This is a genomic window from Hyphomicrobium sp. 802 (assembly GCF_000526135.1).
Classification (GTDB): Bacteria; Pseudomonadota; Alphaproteobacteria; order Rhizobiales; family Hyphomicrobiaceae; genus Hyphomicrobium_B.
Map to the genome: position 1 here is coordinate 3,014,775 of NZ_JAFM01000001.1, position 21,641 is coordinate 3,036,415.

Genomic DNA, 21,641 nt, shown 5'->3' on the forward strand with positions numbered 1-21,641 from the left:
CGACGAACCCATCCTCATTCGACGTCCGAAGGATCGCCGTGCAGACCGTTCGCTCATCTGTTGTTCACGTCATTGGCGCCGGGCTTGCCGGATCGGAAGCCGCCCATCAGATCGCAGCGACGGGCACGCCTGTCGTGCTGCACGAGATGCGGCCCGTGCGCTCGACCGAAGCCCACAAAACGGATGGCTTCGCCGAACTCGTCTGCTCGAACTCATTCCGGTCGGACGACTGGGAAAACAATGCCGTCGGACTTTTACATGAAGAGCTCCGCCGCGCGGGCTCGCTCATCATGGCGGCAGCGGACATACACAAGCTGCCTGCCGGTGGCGCGCTGGCTGTCGATCGTGATGCATTTTCCGCGGAAGTCACGGCAAGGCTTTCGGCCAATCCGCTCGTCACCATCGAACGCGGTGAGATCGAAGGGTTGCCGCCTGATGATTGGGAAAACGTCGTCATCGCCACGGGTCCGCTGACGTCGCCGTCACTCAGCACCGCACTCGGCAAGCTGACCGGCGAAGACTCGCTTGCCTTCTTCGATGCCATCGCGCCGGTCATTCATCGCGATTCCATCGACACGTCGATTGCGTGGTTCCAGTCACGCTACGACAAGGCGGGACCGGCGGGCACGGGCGCCGACTATCTCAACTGTCCGATGTCGAAGGACGAATACAACGCCTTCGTCGATGCCCTGCTGGCGGGCGAAAAAACGGTCTTTAAAGAGTGGGAGGCTTCGACCCCCTACTTCGATGGCTGCCTGCCCGTCGAAGTGATGGCCGAGCGCGGACGCGATACGCTGCGCTATGGGCCGATGAAGCCGGTCGGGCTCGATGATCCGCGCACCGGGCGTTGGCCGTATGCCGTCGTACAGCTTCGGCAAGATAATGCGCTCGGCACGCTGTGGAATATGGTCGGCTTCCAGACCAAGCTGAAGCACGCCGAACAGGTGCGCATCTTCCGGATGATCCCCGGACTGGAGAATGCCGAGTTTGCACGGCTCGGCGGGCTGCATCGCAATACGTATCTCAATTCGCCGAAGCTGCTCGACCGCTCACTGCGTCTCAAGGCGATGCAGCGGCTGCGCTTTGCGGGACAGGTTACGGGCGTCGAAGGTTATATCGAGAGCGCTGCCATCGGCCTGCTCGCTGGGCGGTTCGCGGCAGCCGATGCGGTCGGCGTTGCCGCTGCTGCGCCGCCTCCGACGACGGCGCTTGGGGCGCTGCTCGATCACATCACGGGCGGCCATCTTAGCGTTGACGACGGCGAGCGTGGCGCGGCGCGCTCATTCCAGCCGATGAACATCAACTACGGCCTGCTGCCGGATCTCGACGCCAATCCGACACACGATAAAAGCGGACAGAAGCTCAAAGGTCCTGAGCGCGGACGCGAGAAGAAGCGGCTCATGTCGCGACGGGCGCTAGCCGATCTCGCTCTGTGGCTCGGCGACGATGCGGCCGTGAAAAAGTCGGCGTAAATCCGTCTTCCTTATCGAGGCGACCCCCACCCTGCCCCCTCCCCGCAAGGGGGGAATTGGCGGCTACTATTGGCCTGCCGGCGCGAACGGCTTGGGCGCGAACTCATCATCGGCGGCGGGCGCTGACGGAGCGGGCGGCGCAAGCGGCTTGCTTTCGACAGCAGCCGGCGGCGATTGCGAGACAGCGGGAGCTTGGGCCGCGGCAGGCGCAGCAACAGGTGGCAGCGCACCGGCCGCGGGCGTCGCCGTCGTTGCGACAGGAGCGGGTGCATTCGGCGGCGCAGCCGTTGGTGCCGCCGGAGCCGGAATGGCGGAGCGTCGCAATTCGATGGCCTGGCCAGGCACTTCGGCGGGCGTCGCGGCGGCGGTGCTCGGTACGGTGATGCTTGGCGTGCCGATGCTCGGAGTGGTCGCGGGAGGCGGCTCGCTGCCCGGCGGCCCGGATGTCACGCCAATCGTTTCCATCGGTTTCGGCGTATCCTCGGGATCGGGTGCGCCGATGTCGTTGTCGTCGAACGGCGCGGGTGCAGCCGTGCCCGGCGGAATTGCACCAGTGACCGCGCCTCCGCTGCCAGCAGGACTTTTCGACAGGACCGATTTGACGTCCGGGATCTCGACGTTCGGCTCGGCGACAGGCGGTGCGGCGACTACTGGCGGCGGCACGGTATAGCCCGTTGCCGTCGCAGCGTCAGGACCGTCGCCGTATTTCGCGAGAATGGCCCTCGCCTTGTCCGCCACAGCGTCGGCGATGGCAGCCTGTCCTTCCGCAGTCGGATGGAAGGCGCCTGAATACGTCGATGCAAGGATCGCCTGGAACGGCGCGAACGGTTCGATCTTCAGATAGTTCGTCAGGAAGCCGGCGGCGGCGTGGAAGTTACCAGTCATGAAGGCATCGTTCGGTGTGCGGAACCAGCGCTGCCGGGCGGCATAGGGCCGATAGTCAGCCGGGTTGTAGGGCGTCCACATGCCATCTAGCTTGCGCGGAAGGCGCAGATCGTCGACTTCGCTCACGCCTTCGACGCTGAGGCCCGCGCAGATGCTGCGGCCAATGAATTCGCGGCGATGCGCTTCGACGTAGGTCCAGCCGAACTCTTGTGCGCTATCCCGCATCTGACGATTGAGCTTGTCGGCGAACCACATCGCGAGCTTCAACCTCGTCCGATCGAGCTGAAAATCAGGCACGACGTCCATGCCGGCATTGCCGCTGGCGCAGATCTGACTACCGTCGCCTTGCAGCGCGAGGCCCGGATATGCGACGAGCAAAATGCGATCGCTTTCCTCCCACGGCACGTAGAGCAGCGCGTGGATGGCGCGATTGAGCGCCTTATAGCGCGGTCCGAGGTTCTGAAGCGCGGTCGAGATTTCGGCGTCGCTATGAATTTCACCGAGCCAGCCGCCAAGCTCGCGCAGCAGGGACTCGTTCGAGAGCACCGTGTTCGCGAGAATGCGAGAGAAGCCGATGTCGTTGCCGCCTATGGAGAGCAATACGAGGTCGATCTTGCGGGCGGAATCCTGTGGACACTGATGCATGATCAGATCCTGCAGATCCGGCACCGCGCCGTTCTGGTCGTAGGCTTCGGTGAGCTTGACCAACTGGGTTTTGCTCTTTCCGCATTGCGCTTCGGCGACGGCTGAAAGCTGCGAATAGCGTGGCGGGTTGGGCACCCATTCGTTGCCCTTGTAACGCAAGAAAAGGCCGTCCGTGATCTCGGCGCCGGCACAAGAGACGCCGACGAAGGTGACGGCGCGATGCGGGTCTTCGATGGCGAGCTGAAGCGACGTGCGAAGCTGCTCGGAATAAAGCGAGCGGTGGCAGGCCTGATCGAGCCAGCGGGCATTTTCCTTGATGAAGGCGGCGTCGCCCAACTCTTTCCACGGCCCGATACGAGCAGGATAGCCCGTCAAGCTGGCGTACATGCCGAGCGTGCTGTAATCGGCCGTGCGTTCGCGTGAGAAACGCACCGGCATATCGGGATTGCCCTCGCCCGATGCAAAGCTGTCGCCCATGCCGGCGATCAGGATGTCCCGCACCTTGATGTCGATCTGCGCGATCTGACGGCCGCCGATTTGGACAGTCACCATTGCGCCGCCCGGATACGGCACTACGAAGCGCGCGGGCTCGCTGCACGGCTGCGTGATGGCATCCCCGCGCGGATTCTTGGTATCGCCGCGAGGCGCCGACAGCCATGTGCACGACAGCATCGACGGGCTATCGATGCCGGAAATTTTGGCGATGACGGCATGATGAGTCGGATTGATGTAATCGTCGTAGGCTTTGCACTTGAAGCGATTGTTGCTCCAGCAGGTCTTGTCGAACATCGACGCGGCCCAGCCGTCGCGATCGTCTCGCTGAAGGGAATGCTCTTCCGAGAGGATCGGCGTCGTTTTTTCGCGCGGGCCTAATGAGCGGTAGGTCTCGCGATGGGCGTTGGTGTCGTTCGGGTCGATGAAAAAGCGGAACGGGTTTTCGATACGCCACGTAATCGTAGGTGCAGCCTCGGCGCGGCTCGGCATTGCAAGTCCTGCAATGACGCAAGCCAGCGGAAGGAACAGCCCCGCTGCGATCGCTCGCAGCCCCCGTTTCAACATCGATGCCATCAGCCCTCTTCGTCGGCCGTCAAATGCGGCCGGACCACTGCGCGCGTGCGATACGCCACAATCGAGCCATCGGCGCGACGTCCACGATTTCGCGCGCCGGCTCATGCCGAGGCTTTTGCAAAGCGCGAAAATAGGGCTCGACGAGGGCAAGCGGCAAAAGGGCGGTCGTAAATAGCCTTGGTTTGCCCGTGAGATGACGCCGCACGTTGGCGAGTCCACGCCTGCCTTCTGCCGCCATCCAGGCGATTTGCGGCCGCCAGTCGGTCACCTCTTTTTGATCATAAGGGTTCGGCGATCTGGGCATCGGCAGGGGCGCGCGGCCGTGCATCAGTGCATAGGGCAGTTCAATCCCGAGCCGTGCAAAGCCCGACGCGCGGGCGGCGGCATCAACGAGCGCCTCGTCAAGGTCAACGCCAAGGATCGCGCCCGCGAGTAAAAACGGCGTGCCGTCGATGATGCGTAGGCGGGCGATGAGATCCTCGTCGGACGCCGGTTGCTCCGCGTAGAGCGCATCTGCATGGGCCTCCAGATAGCTCTCGATCCGCCCCAGCGACAGGGAGCGGCGGCGGATGACCTCGGCGAAGGCGTCGAGAACGGGATTGCCGGAACGGCCGCTTTCGCCGCGGCTAAGAAAGGCGTCGCGCCACCACGCAACACGGATTTCGCCGAGCATGGCTTCGCTCACCTGACGCGAGATGCGCTCGATTTCGCCGGTGAAGGCTGCGAGCGCGATCAAGTCATCGCGGGCGGCAGCAGGCGCAAAAAGCGCCGCATAGAAGCGGTCGGGCGCGTGGGTGCGGGCGCTCGTGCGCACCGTGTCGAAGGATGCTGTCGTTGCTACGGCGTCGGTCACGCTGTGGCTTTCGCTCGATGGAAACTACGGGACGTAAATAGCATCCTGACTCAATCTCTGCGCGGCCGGATGATGGAGACGTCTCAGGGAACGGCGATCAGGGCTGCTGCGATCGGGCGTTTTTCGGCGATCAGAATGTTGTAGGTGCGGGCCGCTGCCCCTGTCGACATCGGCTCGAGGCCGATGCCCGCCTTGGCGAACGCTTCGTAGATTTCCGGTTTGGGCCAGAGTTGCTTTTCGCCCGTGCCGAACAGCACGGTGATCGGCGGTTCGACGAGGTTCAGAAGGAATGCAATATCGCCGTCGGTCAGCGCATCGACGCTTGTCGCAGGCCATGCCCAGACACCCGACGGCAGACACAGGACTGAGCCACGATGGCTCATATCGGCGAACCGAAAGCCGCCGTTGCCGTACGCCGTTATCGGCGTCTCGTAGGGATAGCGGGCGACGTCGCGAGTCATGACGGCGCCGCCCTGCTTTCGACCTTAAGCCTTGGCCTTCGACTTCGTCGTAGCCATCGCCTTTGCGGCAGCATCGCTCCAGTCGCGCTTGACGCCGAGGTAGCCCAACAGCGGCGCGGCGATGAAGATCGACGAATAGGTGCCAATCACGACGCCCAAGAGCATCGCAAGGTTGAAGCTGCGGATTACCTCGCCGCCGAAGATATAGAGGGAAAGCAACACTGCGACCGCAGTGGCACCCGTCAGGATCGTGCGCGACAGCGTCTCGTTGATCGAGAGATTCAGAAGCTCGTTGAGCTCCATCTTCTTAAACTTGCGCAGGTTTTCGCGGATGCGGTCTGAGACGACGACGGTGTCGTTCACCGAATAGCCGAGAATGGTCAGAAGCGCGGCCACCGTCGACAGATCGAATTCGAACCGGAACAGCGAAAATATGCCCGCCGTGACCAGCACGTCGTGCGTCAACGCGACCACGGCGCCGAGCGCGAACTGCCATTCGAACCGGAACCAGACATAAGCGACGATAGCGAGAATGCCTGCTGCAACGGCGATGAAGCCGGTCATGCGCAGTTCGCTCGAAACGGCGGGACCGACGACTTCGACACGCCTCTGCACGTAGTCGGCATCCGTCGCCGCAGTCACCTTTTTCAGGGCTTCCTGCTGCGCGGCTTCGCCGCCGGGCTGCTCTTCCAGGCGGACAAGAACGTCGTCAGGTGTACCGAACTCCTGAATCTGCACGTTACCGAGGCCGAGGCCGTTAAGCTTCTCGCGCAGTGCGCTGATATCGGCTTTTCCGGATTTCGTCTTCAGCTCGACAAGAGAGCCGCCCTTGAAGTCCACGCCATAGTTCAAGCCAAGCGTCATGCAGAGCGCAAGGGAGATCAGCATGGCGATGATCGACGCCGCGAGCGCCGGGCCCTTGAACTTCATGAAGGGCAAGCGAAGGTCGTGCGGGAAGAAGTCGACGCCCTTGAAGACGGGAATGAGTTTCATCAACACGGAAGGCGTCTCCTAGACCGGAACGGTCTGAATGCGGCCCTTGGGCTGGGCCCTGAGCCAGAACCAGATGAGCATTCGCACGACCGTCACAGACGCGAAGATCGAAGTCAGAATGCCGATTGTAAGCGTGACGGCGAAGCCGCGGATCGGACCGGAGCCGAGCCAGAACATGATGATGGCGCAAGCCAGCGTCGTCAGCTGGCTATCGGCGATCGTCACGAAGGCGCGCTGGAAGCCGGCGTCGATGCCTGCAACCGGCGTCTTGCCGGTGCGCAGTTCTTCGCGGATACGCTCATAGATCAGAACGTTAGCGTCGACGGCCATCGCGACGCCAAGAACGAGACCAGCGATGCCGGGCAACGTCAGCGTCGAGCCAATGAGCGTCATCAACGCCACCGTCATGATCAAATGCACGATGAGGCCGACACAGGCGAAAATACCGAACGTCCCGTACGCAAGAACGGTCAGAATAACGACCGCGATACCGCCGATCGTACCTGCCAGCTTACCATCGGCAATGGAGTCAGCGCCGAGCGACGGGCCGACCGTGCGTTCTTCAACGATGGTCAACTTCGTGGGCAGCGAACCCGAGCGGAGCTGAACGGCGAGACGGGTCGAACTTTCGACGGTGAAATTACCGGAAATCTGGCCGGAACCACCGAGAATCGGCTCGCGAATGACTGGCGCAGAGAGAACCTTGTCGTCGAGCACGATGGCGAACGGACGGCCGACATTGTCTTTCGTGAAGTTCGCAAACTTACGCGCGCCAACCTGATTGAAGCGGAAGTTGATGACGGGTTCGCCGGTGCGGCTGTCGAAGCCCGGCTGGGCGTCGGCGAGGTCTTCACCCTGCACCACCGGCGTTTCGCGCAACAAATAGGAACGCGGACCGCCGTCGTCCTTGTCGGCGGGATAAATCTTATAGCCCGTCGGAATGCTGGTCTGCTGGGCTTCGTCAGCGGACATCGACGGATTGACTTCGTGGAACGTCAGCTTCGCAGTTTCACCGATAAGCGCTTTCAGTTCTTTGGTGTCTTTCAGACCGGGGAACTGGATCAAAATACGATCGGTACCCTGCCGGACAATGGTCGATTCCGAGGTGCCGAGATTGTTCACGCGACGGTTGATCGTTTCGATCGACGCAGCGGCAGCATTCGAAAGGCGGGCGCGCAAACCGGCTTCGGTCGGCTTGATAATGATCGTGCCGGGATCGTTGCCTTCGCTGACATCAACATCGTAGCCGCCGGTTCCGAGCACGGCGCTGCCGATCGTCTGGCGGACCTTGTAGAGTTCCTTGATCGCCTTGTCGCGCTCGTCAGGCTTTGCAAGCTTCACGACGAGCTGTGAACCCTGAGCGCCAATGCCGGTGAACCCGATCCGCGCGTCACGCAGCACTTTGCGCGATTCATCCCGGAGATTGTTCAGCCAATCTTTCTTGATTTCGTTCTGATCCATCTCAAGCAGCAAGTGCGCGCCGCCTTGTAGGTCAAGGCCGAGAGGCATCTGCTTATGCGGGATATACCAGGGCCACGACGCAACCGTCTCTTTCGAGAAGAGGTTCGGCATCGCGACCAAGATCCCGGCGAGACAGGTCAGCAGGATGAGAAAAACTTTGGTGCGGGTAAAGTGCAGCATCGGAAACGGATCTCGTGCATTAGGCGATGTGCGGATCAACAGCCGCACACCGGGCGCATCCTACTTTTCGCACACGGACCGATCGCGATCACGTTGCGACTTTGACAGATTTAGCCTTCTTTGACGGGTTCGCCTTTGGAGCGCACTTCCATCAAGGTGCTCTTCACGATGCGGACTTTCAGGTTGTCTGCGAGTTCGACTTCGATCTCGTCGCTGGTGTCGGAGACCTTGATCACCTTGCCGACCATACCGCCGGACGTAACGACGGTGTCGCCGCGACGGACGGCGTTCAGGCGTTCGCGGAGCTGCTTGGCACGCTGCGACTGAGGGCGGATCAACAGGAAGTAGAAGATCGCCAGCATCAGGAGCATGGGGATCAGAAGTCCGCCAAGCGGATCCATGGCACTTGAAGCGCCTGCGGCTTGTGCGAACGCGGGAGTCGTAAACATTGCGAAGGAACGTCCTCTTGATGCGATTGAAATAAGCACTGCCGCCCCGAAACCCAATGGGCCGGGGGAAAGAGCCCCTCAAATTCGGGCGGACTATAGTGGTCCGAGGCCCATTTGCAACCACACAAACCCCGGCAAAATGGCGTTGGCACGGCCTTTCATAGTGATTAAACACGGTTTTTCCGGCCACTAGCGAGCCGGGTTTTCGCCTTTCTGGATTTCCTGATGTCTGATGCCGACGCCTACCGCCCGCTTCTGGAGCGAATTGCAGATGCCCTGGAACGATTGAGCCCGCCGCCGCTGCGCGCCGTCAGCTTCGATGCCGCCGACGCGTTCATCTGGCAGGCCGAGAGCAACAGTTTCGAGCCGGTGCCGGAAGTTAGCGGCGTGCCGCTTAAGCTGTTGAAAGGCATCGACCGGACGGCCGGCATCCTGCTCGACAACACCCGCCGGTTCGCAGCCGGGTTTCCTGCCAACAACGCGTTGCTCTGGGGAGCGCGTGGCATGGGCAAATCGAGCCTCGTCAAGGCCGCCCATGCAGATGCTCTCGCCATCAGCGGCGGTTTGAAGCTCGTTGAGATTCACCGCGAAGATATCGCCTCGCTGCCGAGGTGCCTGTCGCTGCTTAAGGCGGCGGCCCCTCTCCGGTTTATCGTGTTCTGCGATGACCTGTCGTTCGATCACGACGACACCAGCTACAAATCGCTCAAGGCCGTGCTCGATGGCGGTATCGAAGGCCGTCCGAAAAACGTGCTGTTCTATGCGACGTCGAACCGACGGCACCTGATGCCGCGCGATATGATCGATAACGAGCGGGCGACGGCGATCAATCCGGGCGAGGCGACGGAAGAGAAAGTCTCACTGTCGGATCGCTTCGGACTTTGGCTCGGCTTCCACAACGCAAGCCAAGACGATTACCTCGCGATGGTGCGCGCCTATGTCGAGTATTTCGGCATCAACGTGAGCGACGCAGAACTCGAACGCGACGCGCTTGAATGGGCGACGACGCGTGGCGCACGCTCGGGCCGTGTCGCCTGGCAGTACGTGCAGGATCTCGCCGGTCGAAACAAGACGTCGATTTAGTTGGCGCTCGTTAGTTGGCGCTCGGCGACACGCTCCGCGCGCCGGCCGCCGAGCGCGGACTATGCAGCAGCGAGCGGCGCTTGCGGCCGGCTCCGCGCAGCGGAGTCGCAAGCGCCAATCAATTAAAGAGAGCCGGATCTTGCGACCCGGCCCCCATGCTTCCCTCTGTGCCAGCGCGTTGCCCCCGCGCTAGATCGTGGCGTCAAAGCTTTTCGAGATACGGTATCGGATCAACCGGCCTCGAACCTTGACGCAATTCAAAATGCAGCTGCGGCCGATCAACCGAGCCGGTCTTGCCGGCTTTCGCGATGACCTGTCCGCGCCTGACCTTGTCGCCGCGCTTCACGAGAAGCTCGTCGTTGTGGGCATAGGCGGTCACCCAGCCGTTGTCGTGACGAAGCAGAACGAGATTGCCGTAGCCTTTGAGCTCGCTGCCGGCGTAGGCGACGACACCGGACTCGGCGGCATGAACATCCGTTCCAAGCGGCACTTGCAGATTGATGCCGTCGTTATGCGTGCCGTCCGGGCGGCTGCCGAAACCAGCAATGATCTTGCCGCTCGCGGGCCACCGCAGTTTGACGCTATCGACGGTCGCCGGGCCGGATGACGGCGGCGGAGCTGCGATGGCGACCTTCTGCTCCGGTGCAACGGGTTGCGCGGCCGCTTCGGGCTTCCGCTCAGGCGGCGACGGCTGCACGGGCGGTACGACGGGAGATGCGTCGTTCGCCTGGTTCGAGAGCGACGCGACACGCTTCTCGCCATTGATGATCGTCGGCTGCGTCGTCGTCGCCTCGCCATAGCGCTGCGGTTCGGATGGTTGCGCATCGGCGATCGGCGGCGGTGGCGCAGTCGGCTCAGGTTGCCTCGGCGCGGCAGGCGGCGCCGGCGGCGTGTTGGCGGCTATGCGTGCCGGTGCTTCATTGCCGCCGCGCCCCGGAATGCGCAAGACGGTGCCAGGCTTTACGCGACGCGGGTCGCTGATGCCGTTGACCTGCTGCAACTCGGAAAATTTCACGCCGTGCGCACGGGAGATCCCATAGAGAGAGTCACCCGGCTGCACCGTGTAGCTCGCATTGTAGCGAACGGCGACGTCGGGCGTCGCCTGGGCAAGCGGAACAGGTGCCGGACGTGCAGCTTCGACCGCCGCACTCGCGGCAGCAGCGCTCGAATGCGGTGTATAACCGCCGCCATCGGCGGCCGGAAGATAAAGCTTCTGGCCCGGATGAATGTTCGGATTGTTCAGATTGTTGAGGGTCGTCATCTCCGCCAGAGAGACGTGATGGCGACGCGACAAACCGTAAAGCGTATCGCCCGGTTGCACCTCAATAGCTTCGCCCTTGGCAATCGGAGCGCCATGCGACGGCACGCTGGCGCTGCGCGTCTGGCTAGACGGCTTCGCGTTGTAGGTCGGCTGACGATAGGCAGGCTGTTGATATGCCGGCTGCTGATACGTCGGTTGACGATACGCTGGCGGCGGCGCGTAAGAGCGGTCGTTGTTCGCATCAGGAAGAGCAGCAACCTGGACGGACGAAGCGCCTGCACCGTAGGGACCGCGCGGCGTCGAACCTTCGACGGGTTGGTTATCGCTCAGTGAATTACTGTATACGGATTCTCGCGGCGCCGGATTGCTGCCGGTTTCCGGAGGATCGTTAAGGGCAAATGACGTACTGTCGAAGCGCGTGATATCCGCGCTGCAACCGGCCATGGAAATGCTTGCGAATATTAGAGAAAAAGCCGTCGCGGACTTGAGGCACAAGCGACCGCACTGGCCAACGCCAAAACAACTCATCATGGTACGCACCTCTACTCGCACCATCTATTAACCTTTAACCGGTTAACAGGCGGTAAACACCGCCGCGCGATTTTAAATCGATGCCCCGAGTTGTCGTGTCGTGCTGAGAACCATCCGCCCCTGCCCCACAGAGTGAACGGCCCGTTTGGAAAAGTCGAAGACGCCGGAACCGATGCATTGCACACCGCTTCCGTGTTTTCTCTGCTTAGATGACAATTGCGCTCACTTCGCGGAAGGATTTCGTCAAACCCGCGGCTTTTGCGCTTGAAGTGGCATCGCCGCAGGCGAGCGCTTTAGGCCAGCTTGCCCTTCAGCGCGTCCAACGCACGATATTCGGTGAGATCAATGCTCAGCGGTGTGACGGAAATTTTGCCTTCGGCAATCGCGGCAATATCAGTTCCGGGAACGAGCGTCGACATGCGGCGCTCGAAACCGAACCAGAAGTACGGCGTGCCCCAGGGGTCTATCCGGCTGTCGATATCGAGCAGCCCCTGATCGCGTACGCCCTGTGAAGTAACGGCAACGCCCTTGATTTCATCGGGGGCGGCGTCCGGAAAGTTGATGTTGATGAGCGTCTTTGGATCCCACTTTTCATCAAGAAGCTTCCGGATCAGCGACGGCGCGTGAGCAAGCGGCGTATCCCATAGCGCGCGGCGGGCGCCTTCTTCGAAGCCCATCATCAGCGACAGTGCGATCGAGGGGATGCCAAGAATGGCACCTTCCATCGCAGCAGCGACAGTGCCCGAATAGGTCACATCCTCGGCGAGATTCGAGCCGTGATTGACGCCGGACAGAATGAGATCCGGCGGCTGATCGAGCAAGATATGGCGAACGGCCATGATCACGCAGTCGGTTGGCGTACCAGTGATCGCGTGCGTGCGCTCGTCGAGTTTGCGCAGACGTAGCGGCGTGTGCAACGTCATCGAGTGCGCCGTGCCGGATTGATTTGTCTCCGGCGCAACCGTCCAGACATCGGGCGAAATTCCCAGCGCGATCGCTTTTAGAATTTCAAGCCCGTGAGCGTTGATGCCGTCGTCGTTGGTGATGAGGATACGCATTGTTCAGCCGATGATCTCGCCCTTTGAATTCACGCGAAGCGGAGTTCCACGTTCATGCCGTGCACCTTCGTCGCTTGCGCCTGTAGCACGGACGCTGGATGGATGGAGGCACCAGACCCGCTCTCGTCCATACACGAAGACGCCAATTTGCTCAGGCGACACTTCGCCGATGACATAGCCCTCAAGGCCGCGAATGTCTTCGTCATCAACATCCTGATTGACGACAACAATGTCGTAAGGGCGAAACACGCGTCGGTCCTCAGAGAACTACGCTTTCTGGATCTGCGCCAATCCGCCCATATAGGGGCGAAGTGCATCGGGAATGACAACGGTGCCATCGGCCTGCTGGTAGTTTTCGAGCACAGCGATCAGCGTGCGCCCGACCGCGAGACCTGAGCCGTTCAGTGTGTTTGGGTAGACGGGCTTGCCGCCGTCTTTCGGTCGATAGCGCGCATCCATACGCCAGGCCTGGAAATCACCGCAGACAGAGCACGAAGAAATTTCACGATAGGCGTTCTGTCCCGGCAGCCAGACTTCGATGTCATACGTCTTCTGCGAGGCAAAGCCCATGTCGCCCGTGCACAAAAGCATCGTGCGGAACGGCAGGCCGAGGCGCTTCAGAACTTCTTCGGCGCAGGATGTCATGCGCTCATGTTCTTCGAGCGCAGTCTCGGGCGTGACGACGGAGACAAGCTCGACCTTGGAGAACTGATGCTGACGGATCATGCCGCGCGTATCGCGGCCTGCGGCACCGGCTTCGGAACGGAAGCATGGCGTCCATGCCGTCATACGCATCGGCAGTTGTGCTTCATCGAGGATCTGCTCGCGTACGAGGTTCGTCAGCGAGACTTCCGCCGTTGGGATAAGCCAGAAGTCGTTGGTAGTCTTGAACAGATCCTCGGCGAACTTCGGCAGGTTGCCCGTGCCGTAGGCGGCCTGGTCTTTCACGAGCAGCGGCGGGTTGACTTCAGTGTAGCCGAATTCGCCCGTGTGCAGATCGAGCATGAAGCTCGCGATGGCGCGCTCCAATCGCGCGAGTGCGCCCTTCAGTACGACGAAACGCGCGCCGGAAATTCTCTGCGCGGCTTCGAAGTCCATGAGGCCCAGCGCCTCGCCGATTTCGAAGTGCTGCTTCGGCGCGAAATCGAACGTGCCGGGCGTGCCGACCTTGCGAACTTCGACATTGCCCGTTTCGTCCGTGCCGTAGGGAACGTCAGCGCGCGGGGTATTGGGAATAACGGAGAGGACATCGCGGATCTCAGCATCGAGAACGCGTTCTTCTTCTTCACCGCTGGCGATCGTATCCTTAAGAGCGGCGACCTCTCCCATCAACCGCGAGGCTGTGACCTCGTCCTTGGCGGCTTTCGCCTTACCGATTTCCTTGGAGGCGGCGTTGCGCTGCGACTGGGCTTCCTGGAGCGATGTCAGCAGTGCGCGGCGCTTATCGTCGAGCGCAATGATGCGCCCGGCTTGCGGTTCGAGCCCACGGCGACGCAGACCCTCATCGAAAGTCTCGGCGTTATCTCTGATCCACTTGATGTCGAACACGGGTGGCCCCTTCACGGTCGTAACTGTGGGGCCGTCCTATACGATGCGCTGCACCCGGTCCAGTCCGGGTCAATCGGATGGCGCCCGAAAAACGGGCGCCACCCAATTTCAACAATTTATCGGCAGTCCCAGACGCCGTGCGGCGTGGGCTGGCTCGACGAGCACGAGGCCTGATCGCCAGCCGAAGCCGCGAAAGCGACGGTGGCCGGAGCGGCGCTGATGGACAGTGCAAAGACTGCAACGGCGATTTTCAGAGCTTTAGACATGTGCGTGGTCCTTTGAGTTGACATTAGTGTCAAACGTCCGAATGCCTCGCAGTCCTTTCACACTCGCAAGTCACGCTCCCCGCTGACGGCCAATCTCAAATGATCGGCGTGCAGCATCATTTTACTTTTTGGGAGCGTCCCTCACGTCTTTGTCGCGCGATTGGATCACTGCAACGTCTTCGAACTTATGGTGTCCACGCACCATCATTCCGCGGGACGATTAACGGCAGTCCCAGATGCCGTGAGGCGTATATTCGTGGTTCTCGCACGCCTGATACGTACCGTTTCCGCCCGTAGCGGCGAACGCCATCGTCGCCGGGGTGGCGCTGACGAGAAACGCGAGCGCAACAAATGTTGCTTTGAATGTTTTGGTCATTGGTATTGTTCCTTAGTAGTGGCCTTTGGCTCTAGCCATTCGAATTAGCTTCAATCGCCGAACATCTCGCGGCCGATCCTCGTAACTTGCCACGCTCAGCGACAAGTCAATCTTCGTCCCGCAGCAGGATTTCGTTTCCTGCTGCTGCAATGTTTCTGTTGTTGGGCTGAGAGGTTCGTATCGCGGTGACGGCGGCGGCCGCCATCAAACGCAAAGCTTAACGGCAGTGCGTATAGGCATGATCCTGACAGACCTGGTTTGATTCATAGCTCGCAAAAGCGAGGTTGCTCGAAGCTGCAGTCAGTGCAGCGACTGCAACAAAAACCTTTAGAAATGCGGACATCGAATTGCTCCTCGATATTCTGTTCGTTGTCTTGGCGACGTCATCTTGGCGACCGCTCTTGCAGACATGTACGCATTGTCATCTCGATCCGTTAGGCTCGGATTTCGAGATCGCACGACAGGTTTTGGTACTGACTTGAATAGGAGATATGCTTCGTTCTCTTGATCCAGAACAAGGCGCTCAGCATGCCCCGTTTCATCGCGGGATGCGCACGCTTCGAGATTGCGCAGCGAGCGCGCGTCGCAGCCATGACGGCGCATAAACCGTCATGAGCGAATAGGAGCTATGCGTCGGATTTGGCCTTGGCCTGCTGCCTCTCGACGAAGCGCACGGCGAGGATTGAAGCTTCGTAAAGCCCGATCGTCGGAAAAGCCATGATGCACATGCTGAGCGCGTCGGGCGGTGTCAGCAGCGCGGCCGCTGCGAAGATCCCGACGATTGCGTAGCGCCGTCCGGCTGCAAGAGCCTGAGACGTGACGATGCCGGTGCGCGCCAACAGGGTTAAGACAACCGGCAGCTGGAACACCAACCCGAAGCCGAAAATCAGCGTCATGATGAGCGACAGATATTCGGAGACTTTCGGAAGCAATTCGATCTCGGGCGTGCCCGGCCCGGATGTGTGCGTCAGGCCGATCGAGAACTTGATGATGACCGGCATCGCGACGAAGTAGACCATCATCGCGCCAAGCAGAAACAGCACCGGGGTTGCGATGAGATACGGCAGGAAGGCGCGGCGCTCGTTCTTGTAGAGTCCGGGAGCGACGAACTTGTAGACCTGTGTGGCGATGACGGGAAACGACAGGAACGCCGCGCCGAACATGGCGAGCTTCACCTGCGTCATGATCTGTTCGAGGAAGTGCGTCGCGATGAGCTTTACGTGATCGTTGCCGGACGCCCACATGTAGGGCCAGACGAGCACGTTGTAGATGTGGCCTGCGACTGAGAAGCAGATGAAGAACATTACGACGAAGGCGCCGAGCGCGTAGATCAGACGCTGGCGCAGTTCGATCAGATGATCGAGCAGCGGCGCTTTGCTGGCGTCGATCTCATCCTGACCGTCGCGCAGCGCTTCGGTCTCGGAGCCGGATGTCGGCAGCCGTTCCTGCATGACGTCAGGACTCCGCTTTTACGGCGGCTTGCCGTGCTTCTGCCGCAGCCATCTCAGAGGGCGACGCGGGCATCGGCGGCAATGGGAGGGGAGTCATCTGCGGAGCAGTGGTGTCGGGCTGAATGGCAGGAGCTGCGGCGCTGGCCGACATAGGCGCGGCTGGCGCTTCGATCTTGGCGGCGGACGCCGCATCGTTGATCGTGCTCTTGGCCTTCATGACTTCGGAATTGATCGAGCTTTGCATTTGCTCGACTTCCTTGCGCATCGAATCAAGCTCAGCTTCACGCATCGCGGCGTCGAACTGAGCTTTGAAGTCGTTCGCGTGCCGGCGCACCATCCCGGCGTAGCGGCCGAGGGTGCGCAGGAAGACCGGCAATTCCTTGGGACCAACGAAAACAAGCGTCACGATCCCGAGGATCAGAAGCTCGCTCCAGCTGATGTCAAACATCGAGCAACCCTGTCGAGATCAGCCGCAACGCTGCGAGCCCGAAGCGGTCACCCGACCTTCGAACGGTCCGGATTGGTTGCTTCGTTTTCGATCGTCCGCGGCATGGGCTTAGGCTCATCGTCCTCGGCCATGCCCTTCTTGAAGCTCTTGATGCCCTTGGCAACGTCGCCCATCAACTCGGAAATCTTGCCGCGGCCGAACAGCAGCAGGGCAATGATCAAGAGCAGAAGAATGTGTTGCGCGCTGAAACCCATCGTAAGACCTTTCGGCGGCAGCCTGGAGTTGATGGAAGGCTGCTGCTCAACGTATTTAAGGCTTTATCGCAGAACCTCCAAGGCGCGGCAAGGTTCGCATCGCCTCACCGCGGCTCAGGGAGCTCCGGCGAATTGCCTAGGTTCGCTCGAATTGCTGCGGATTTGGCCATTTGCGGCCTCGCAGCGGACAAATTAATGAAAAGTAATTTTCGCTGGGATTTACTTTTCGCCGTCGTCCGGCGCTTCGGCCGCGGTCTCGTCGTCGGCTTCCGGCTCGTCTGCCTCGTCGAGCGCGAGTTCTTCCTGCTCCTCCTCCTCGTCGCCATCGTCGGTCAACGGAAGCTCATCCGGCATCAGGGCAGCAACGTCGGTTGGTGACGGGACCGTGAAGCCCGGCGGCAGGTTGGCATCGAGAAGGCCCGATGCCTTGAGATCGGCAAGACCGGGTAGGTCCTTGATGCTGTCCATGCCGAAGTGGACCAGGAACTCCTCAGTCGTTCCATAAGTCAGCGGACGGCCAGGAGCGCGGCGGCGACCACGCGGCCGAATCCAGCCCGTCTCCATCAGCACGTCGAGCGTTCCAGGCGACGTCGAGACGCCGCGGATTTCCTCAATCTCGGCGCGCGTCACAGGCTGGTGGTAGGCGACGATCGCCAGCGTTTCGAGCGCGGCCTTGGAAAGCTTGCGCTCGTCCTTCTGCTGGCGTTCGAGCAGAAAGGAAAGATCGTCGGCCGTGCGGAACTGCCAGCGCCCGGCGACGCGCACGAGATTGACGCCGCGATCGCGGTATTCGGCCTGCAATTCGGTCAGCAGCGCGTTGACGTCGTCATCACCGTCGAGGCCACGCATGAGTGCTTTGACATCGAGAGGTTCGGAAGCTGCAAACAGCATGGCTTCGAGACGGCGAAGCTTTTCGCGATTGCGGCTTTGGACCTCCGGCGCGTCCACCTTCTCCGGATCGCTCAATGCGGCAGGCGGAGCGTCGGCGCGCGTCTCTGGCGAGGCGCCGCTCGCGGGCGTTTCTTTCTTCTCGCGGGTATTGTCCGACACCAATGTCAGTCTCGGCGGAACCATGGCTTTATCAGTCCCCTTATAGCGATCTTTGCGGCGCAATTAGCCGATCTTTTCCCACTGAGCCCCTTCCTCGCGCTTGCGCATGTAAATCGGCGCGAACGGCTCGTCCTGGCGAAGCTCGATTAACCCTTCCCGGGCCATTTCCAGCGTCGCGCCGAAGGAACTCGCGAGTGCAGAGCGTTCCTCCTCGTTCTTCGGCAGGTATTGCTCAAAAAAGAGATCGAGCTGAGCCCAGTGGCCCTCGGTGGCGCCAACCAGCTTTTCGAGCCTCAGGCGCGCTTCCTTGATCGACCACACGCGGCGCGCTTTCACGACGTGAACGACGCGAATGGTGCGCTTTCGCTGGTCGGAATACGCCTTCAACAGATCGTAGACAGCGGCCGTGTAGGTCGTATCGCGCGTGACCTTGATGTGCTCGGGCAGGCCGCGTGCAAAGACATCACGATCGAGCCGGCGGCGCGTCATCAGCACGGCGGCCTTGTCGCGCATAGCGTTGAGGCGCATGAGACGGAAGGACAGCTTCTGCGCCAGTTCTTCGGCCGTCGCCGTATCGGCGCTGTCTTTTTCCTTGGGCAGCAGAAGTCGGGATTTGAGGTAGGCCAGCCACGCCGCCATGACGAGATAATCGGCGGCGATTTCTAGTCTCAGGCGTTGCGCCTCAGCGATGAAGCCAAGATATTGCTCGACCAGCGCCAGGATCGAAACCTTCGCGAGGTCGACCTTTTGCGTCCGCGCCAGTGCGAGCAGCAAATCGAGCGGGCCTTCGAAACCGTCGATATCGACGACGAAGGCTTCGCCTGCAGCCGGCATGTCATCCAGGCCGGAAGCCTCCCATTCGGGAGCCTCTCCTTCGCCCTCGGCTGCCATCTCGTCCATCGGATCTCGGTTTCGTTGTCGCGGCAAAGTGCCTGCGGCCAATCGCTGGCGCACCGCCGGACACTACACTGATTCAAACGGTCGGAGTCTGCTCGTCCAGGAGTGCGGCCAAGAGTTGCAGAGCCCGCTCTTTATCGTAAGGCTCCGGGGGCGTGACGCAAGCGCAGGCTGCGGCAAATCTTTCGGCGGCGCGGCCCGAAAGCTTCGGCACTCCCTCGGCGGCGGCGCGCATTTCGTCGATATCGCCGTTGCAGTGAAGGGCTAGATCGGAGCCCGCGGCGATTACGGCTTCGGCCCGGGCGCGCATGGGTCCGCTCAGCGCCTGCATGCTCAGATCGTCACTCATCAGCAGGTTGTCGAACCCGATCTCGCCGCGGATGACATCGCGCGTCACGACGGCCGATGTGCTGGCGGGGTTTTCGGCGTCAATATCGGCATAGACGACGTGGGCGGTCATGGCGGCCGGCAGCGCGGCCAGCGCTTTAAACGGAGCGAAGTCGGTCGCCGACAACGTCTTGTGCGAGGTCATGACGACGGGCAGCGCCAGATGACTATCCGCCGTAGCGCGGCCGTGGCCTGGGATGTGTTTCACGACCGGTACGACGCCGCCCGCTAGATAACCGTCGGCAACCGCCTGCGCCAGCGCCACGACCTGGGAGACGCCTCGGCCATAGGCGCGGTCGCTGATGATTTCGTGGGCGCCTTCGACGGGCAGGTCGGCGACGGGCGCGCAGTTCATCGTGATGCCGAAGGCGCGAAGCTCTTCCGCCGTTAAACGGGCAACCGCGAAGGCGGCTTCTTTCCCCTCCTCCGGGTCTTCTGCAAACAAATCTGCGAAGGCCGCAGCGGGGGGCAGTGCGCGAGCGATCGGGGGCCTGAGGCGTTGAACTCGGCCGCCCTCCTGATCGATCAGAACGAGGAAATCATCACTGCCGACCGCGTTTTTCGTCTCGTCGATCAGGCGCGCGATCTGCCCCCGGTCGAAGACGTTGCGGCGAAACAGGATCACACCGGCAGGCTGGACGTCGCGATAGAAGCGCCGCTCGTCATCGGTGAGCGTGACACCGGAAAGACCGGCGATCAGACTTGCCGTCATTACAAGTTGGCCCTCCAAGGCCGTTCGTAACAAAGCCCGCAGCCGACACGCAACCGGCCGGCGCGGTGGCGCCAGCCGGGCAGATAACGGGGCGGCAGAAGATCAGTACGACGTCACCCAGCAGCCTTGATAGCCTTCAGCTTTCAGCTGCACGCAAACGTTGCTGGCCTGCTCGCGCGAGCCCGGCGGCCCGACCACGAGACGATCATAGACGCCCTTCGACAGATTTGCAGAGGCAATGTCGGGTGTTTTACCGGCGAGCGCCGTGGAATATTTCTGCTGCATGTCCGCAAATCGCTTCAAAGCATCAATGCGGCTCGAAGACGAATGCGGGATCGAGGCGAGAACTGCGACGAAGCCGGTACCGCTATGCGTCGTCACGGGCGGCGCATCGCTGTTCGCATCCGTTTCGACCGTCGGCTCCGCACGCGCGACCTTCTTGTATTTCTTCTTCGGTGGCGTCGGCGCATTGTCGCTGGTCGGCGAATTGATCGTCGTAATCTTGACCGGCTTTGATTTCTGCGGCGGAGCGGCGTCGTCAGGTTCGGACGGCGCGTCATTTGTGGCGGGCGGCGGAGGCGAAGCGGCCGCTGCCTGCTGCTGCTGGCCGAAGACATCCACGAGGGCGGTACCGGGCACGCCAGCTCCGCCTTGCTGTGGCGGCGTCGCCAGATCTTGAGTGGGCGTCGCGGGCGCCATGATGCTGCCGTCGCGGCCCACGACCAGCGTAGAAACCTTCCGCGGACCGTCTTGGTCTTGCGACGCCTCGCCGTCGGACGAGCCGTTTGCGGCTTCGGCCGATGCCGACGAGGTGCCGTCGCCGAGGCGGCCCATGATCTTGGTATCGGAATACGGGAACTGTTTGCCGCCGGCGTCCGCCGGTTTGGTCTTGGCGGCATAATCATCGCTCTTGATCACGGGCGGCTCGCCTTCGGGATGGCTGCCGCCGGTCAATTTTTTGTAGCCGTAGGCGACGCCGCCACCGATCACGATGGCGCCGACCAAAGCCGCGAGAATCAACATGGGGCGGCGGCTGCGCGGCGCGACTTCCTCGTCCTCGTATTCGTACTCTTCGTCGCTATAGACGGGCTCCAGCTCACCGCCCTCGGCCTGGGCGAAACCGAGCTGCGGGTCACCGTGCTGTTGCTGCTGATAGATATCGTGACCGAACGAATCGTGCGGCCCGGCCCAGTCGGCGGCGCTTAGCTCGTTCTCGTGATACTGCTGCTGGCCGAACGTCGGCGCAGAATGAGCGGGCTGTTGCACCGGATAGGATGGCTGCTGCGGCGTGCCGAAACCGCCCGGATCGAAGCCGCGCGGCTCCGGCTCGCGGGCGGGCCACTGCGGCGCGCGGGTCTGCGGCTGCTGCGTGCCGTAATCCGACGTGTGCTGCGGCTGGGTGAAGCTTGGCGCCGACTGCGGCTGACGCTGTTGCGGCGGCTGGGTGTAATTGGGCCGTGACGGCGGAACGTAAGGCTCGAACTGCGGCGCATAAGGGTCGTGCTGCTGGCCGCCGTTGTCCTGTGGATAGCCACCGTATCCGGTCTGTGACCCGGACTGTACGCCACCACGCTGCGGTTCGCTCCACTGGCCGTAATCCGGTTGCTGAGGCGCGGCGGGCTGGCGGCCGCCGAACCCCTGCTGACCGTAATCAGGGTAATTCTGCGCCGGCTGCTGCTGCGGCGGCCACGCATTCGCCTGCTGTGGCTGCTGCTGAGGACGGCCTACCGGCTGCGCCTGCGGATTGACCCAGGATGGCTGGGAATTGCTCGTCTGCGTTGTGGGGCGGGCAAGCGGCCTGCCGGAATTCTGCCCGGGAAATGCGTTCTGCGAGGACATCGCGGAAACCCCC

Annotated in this window: 22 protein-coding genes; 2 read left to right on the top strand and 20 right to left on the bottom strand. The window is 61.7% G+C overall.

From position 1 onward, the window contains the following. Nucleotides 1-38: 38 nt before the first annotated feature. Nucleotides 39-1,472 carry a methylenetetrahydrofolate--tRNA-(uracil(54)-C(5))-methyltransferase (FADH(2)-oxidizing) TrmFO gene (gene trmFO / locus HYP802_RS0115440; protein WP_024276094.1) on the top strand — a complete coding sequence of 478 codons (1,434 nt, stop codon included), beginning with the start codon at nucleotides 39-41 and terminating at the stop codon, nucleotides 1,470-1,472. Between the two features lie 66 nt (nucleotides 1,473-1,538). Here trmFO and HYP802_RS0115445 read toward each other — a convergent pair whose 3' ends face one another. The 6 genes from HYP802_RS0115445 to yajC all read right to left on the bottom strand — a co-directional run bounded on the left by HYP802_RS0115445 (nucleotide 1,539) and on the right by yajC (nucleotide 8,467). Then, a complete protein-coding gene (locus tag HYP802_RS0115445) occupies nucleotides 1,539-4,070 on the bottom strand; it encodes a hypothetical protein (protein WP_013948288.1) in 2,532 nt (843 codons plus the stop codon). Between the two features lie 19 nt (nucleotides 4,071-4,089). Further along, nucleotides 4,090-4,923, bottom strand: a complete 834-nt coding sequence (locus tag HYP802_RS0115450; protein ID WP_013948289.1) for a squalene/phytoene synthase family protein — start codon at nucleotides 4,921-4,923, stop codon at nucleotides 4,090-4,092. A gap of 83 nt (nucleotides 4,924-5,006) precedes the next feature. Beyond that, a complete protein-coding gene (locus tag HYP802_RS0115455) occupies nucleotides 5,007-5,384 on the bottom strand; it encodes an Mth938-like domain-containing protein (protein ID WP_013948290.1) in 378 nt (125 codons plus the stop codon). Between the two features lie 24 nt (nucleotides 5,385-5,408). Further along, entirely contained in the window at nucleotides 5,409-6,383 is a 975-nt protein-coding gene (gene secF, locus HYP802_RS0115460; protein ID WP_013948291.1) for a protein translocase subunit SecF, read from the bottom strand. Between the two features lie 12 nt (nucleotides 6,384-6,395). Continuing rightward, nucleotides 6,396-8,018, bottom strand: coding sequence for a protein translocase subunit SecD (gene secD / locus HYP802_RS0115465; RefSeq protein WP_013948292.1), 1,623 nt, complete (start codon nucleotides 8,016-8,018; stop codon nucleotides 6,396-6,398). 110 nt (nucleotides 8,019-8,128) lie between these two features. Then, the gene (gene yajC / locus HYP802_RS0115470; RefSeq protein WP_013948293.1) at nucleotides 8,129-8,467 is read right to left on the bottom strand and encodes a preprotein translocase subunit YajC; all 339 of its coding nucleotides are present in this window, start codon (nucleotides 8,465-8,467) and stop codon (nucleotides 8,129-8,131) included. A gap of 225 nt (nucleotides 8,468-8,692) precedes the next feature. Here yajC and HYP802_RS0115475 point away from each other — a divergent pair, with 225 nt between their 5' ends. Further along, on the top strand, nucleotides 8,693-9,550 hold the full coding sequence (locus HYP802_RS0115475; RefSeq protein ID WP_013948294.1) for an ATP-binding protein: 858 nt from the start codon (nucleotides 8,693-8,695) through the stop codon (nucleotides 9,548-9,550). Between the two features lie 202 nt (nucleotides 9,551-9,752). On the opposite strand, the gene HYP802_RS0115485 is transcribed toward HYP802_RS0115475, so the two are convergent. From HYP802_RS0115485 to HYP802_RS0115550, 14 genes are all read right to left on the bottom strand, one after another. Further along, complete coding sequence (locus tag HYP802_RS0115485) at nucleotides 9,753-11,255, bottom strand: LysM peptidoglycan-binding domain-containing M23 family metallopeptidase (protein WP_245261504.1); 1,503 nt, start codon at nucleotides 11,253-11,255, stop codon at nucleotides 9,753-9,755. A 380-nt stretch (nucleotides 11,256-11,635) separates the two neighbouring features. Continuing rightward, a complete protein-coding gene (surE, locus tag HYP802_RS0115490; protein WP_024276096.1) occupies nucleotides 11,636-12,400 on the bottom strand; it encodes a 5'/3'-nucleotidase SurE in 765 nt (254 codons plus the stop codon). Between the two features lie 3 nt (nucleotides 12,401-12,403). Further along, complete coding sequence (locus tag HYP802_RS0115495) at nucleotides 12,404-12,649, bottom strand: hypothetical protein (protein WP_024276097.1); 246 nt, start codon at nucleotides 12,647-12,649, stop codon at nucleotides 12,404-12,406. Nucleotides 12,650-12,667: 18 nt separating this feature from the next. Next, entirely contained in the window at nucleotides 12,668-13,948 is a 1,281-nt protein-coding gene (serS, locus tag HYP802_RS0115500) for a serine--tRNA ligase (protein ID WP_024276098.1), read from the bottom strand. Between the two features lie 116 nt (nucleotides 13,949-14,064). Beyond that, the gene (locus HYP802_RS23680) at nucleotides 14,065-14,214 is read right to left on the bottom strand and encodes a hypothetical protein (RefSeq protein ID WP_013948299.1); all 150 of its coding nucleotides are present in this window, start codon (nucleotides 14,212-14,214) and stop codon (nucleotides 14,065-14,067) included. 220 nt (nucleotides 14,215-14,434) lie between these two features. Next, nucleotides 14,435-14,590, bottom strand: coding sequence for a hypothetical protein (locus HYP802_RS23685; RefSeq protein ID WP_013948300.1), 156 nt, complete (start codon nucleotides 14,588-14,590; stop codon nucleotides 14,435-14,437). Nucleotides 14,591-14,807: 217 nt separating this feature from the next. Next, nucleotides 14,808-14,933 (bottom strand): hypothetical protein, encoded by a 126-nt coding sequence (locus HYP802_RS24135; RefSeq protein WP_280949180.1) that lies wholly within the window; start codon nucleotides 14,931-14,933, stop codon nucleotides 14,808-14,810. A gap of 283 nt (nucleotides 14,934-15,216) precedes the next feature. Continuing rightward, on the bottom strand, nucleotides 15,217-16,041 hold the full coding sequence (gene tatC, locus HYP802_RS0115520; protein WP_013948302.1) for a twin-arginine translocase subunit TatC: 825 nt from the start codon (nucleotides 16,039-16,041) through the stop codon (nucleotides 15,217-15,219). A 4-nt stretch (nucleotides 16,042-16,045) separates the two neighbouring features. After that, nucleotides 16,046-16,489 carry a Sec-independent protein translocase protein TatB gene (gene tatB / locus HYP802_RS0115525; protein ID WP_013948303.1) on the bottom strand — a complete coding sequence of 148 codons (444 nt, stop codon included), beginning with the start codon at nucleotides 16,487-16,489 and terminating at the stop codon, nucleotides 16,046-16,048. Between the two features lie 47 nt (nucleotides 16,490-16,536). After that, on the bottom strand, nucleotides 16,537-16,743 hold the full coding sequence (locus tag HYP802_RS0115530; protein ID WP_013948304.1) for a twin-arginine translocase TatA/TatE family subunit: 207 nt from the start codon (nucleotides 16,741-16,743) through the stop codon (nucleotides 16,537-16,539). 219 nt (nucleotides 16,744-16,962) lie between these two features. After that, entirely contained in the window at nucleotides 16,963-17,817 is an 855-nt protein-coding gene (gene scpB / locus HYP802_RS0115535; protein ID WP_013948305.1) for an SMC-Scp complex subunit ScpB, read from the bottom strand. Between the two features lie 39 nt (nucleotides 17,818-17,856). Then, nucleotides 17,857-18,693, bottom strand: coding sequence for a ScpA family protein (locus HYP802_RS0115540; protein ID WP_013948306.1), 837 nt, complete (start codon nucleotides 18,691-18,693; stop codon nucleotides 17,857-17,859). 73 nt (nucleotides 18,694-18,766) lie between these two features. Next, complete coding sequence (gene nagZ / locus HYP802_RS0115545; RefSeq protein ID WP_013948307.1) at nucleotides 18,767-19,789, bottom strand: beta-N-acetylhexosaminidase; 1,023 nt, start codon at nucleotides 19,787-19,789, stop codon at nucleotides 18,767-18,769. 102 nt (nucleotides 19,790-19,891) lie between these two features. After that, nucleotides 19,892-21,628: an SPOR domain-containing protein gene (locus HYP802_RS0115550; RefSeq protein ID WP_024276099.1), complete on the bottom strand. Its 1,737-nt coding sequence runs from the start codon at nucleotides 21,626-21,628 to the stop codon at nucleotides 19,892-19,894. Between the last annotated feature and the right edge of the window lie 13 nt (nucleotides 21,629-21,641).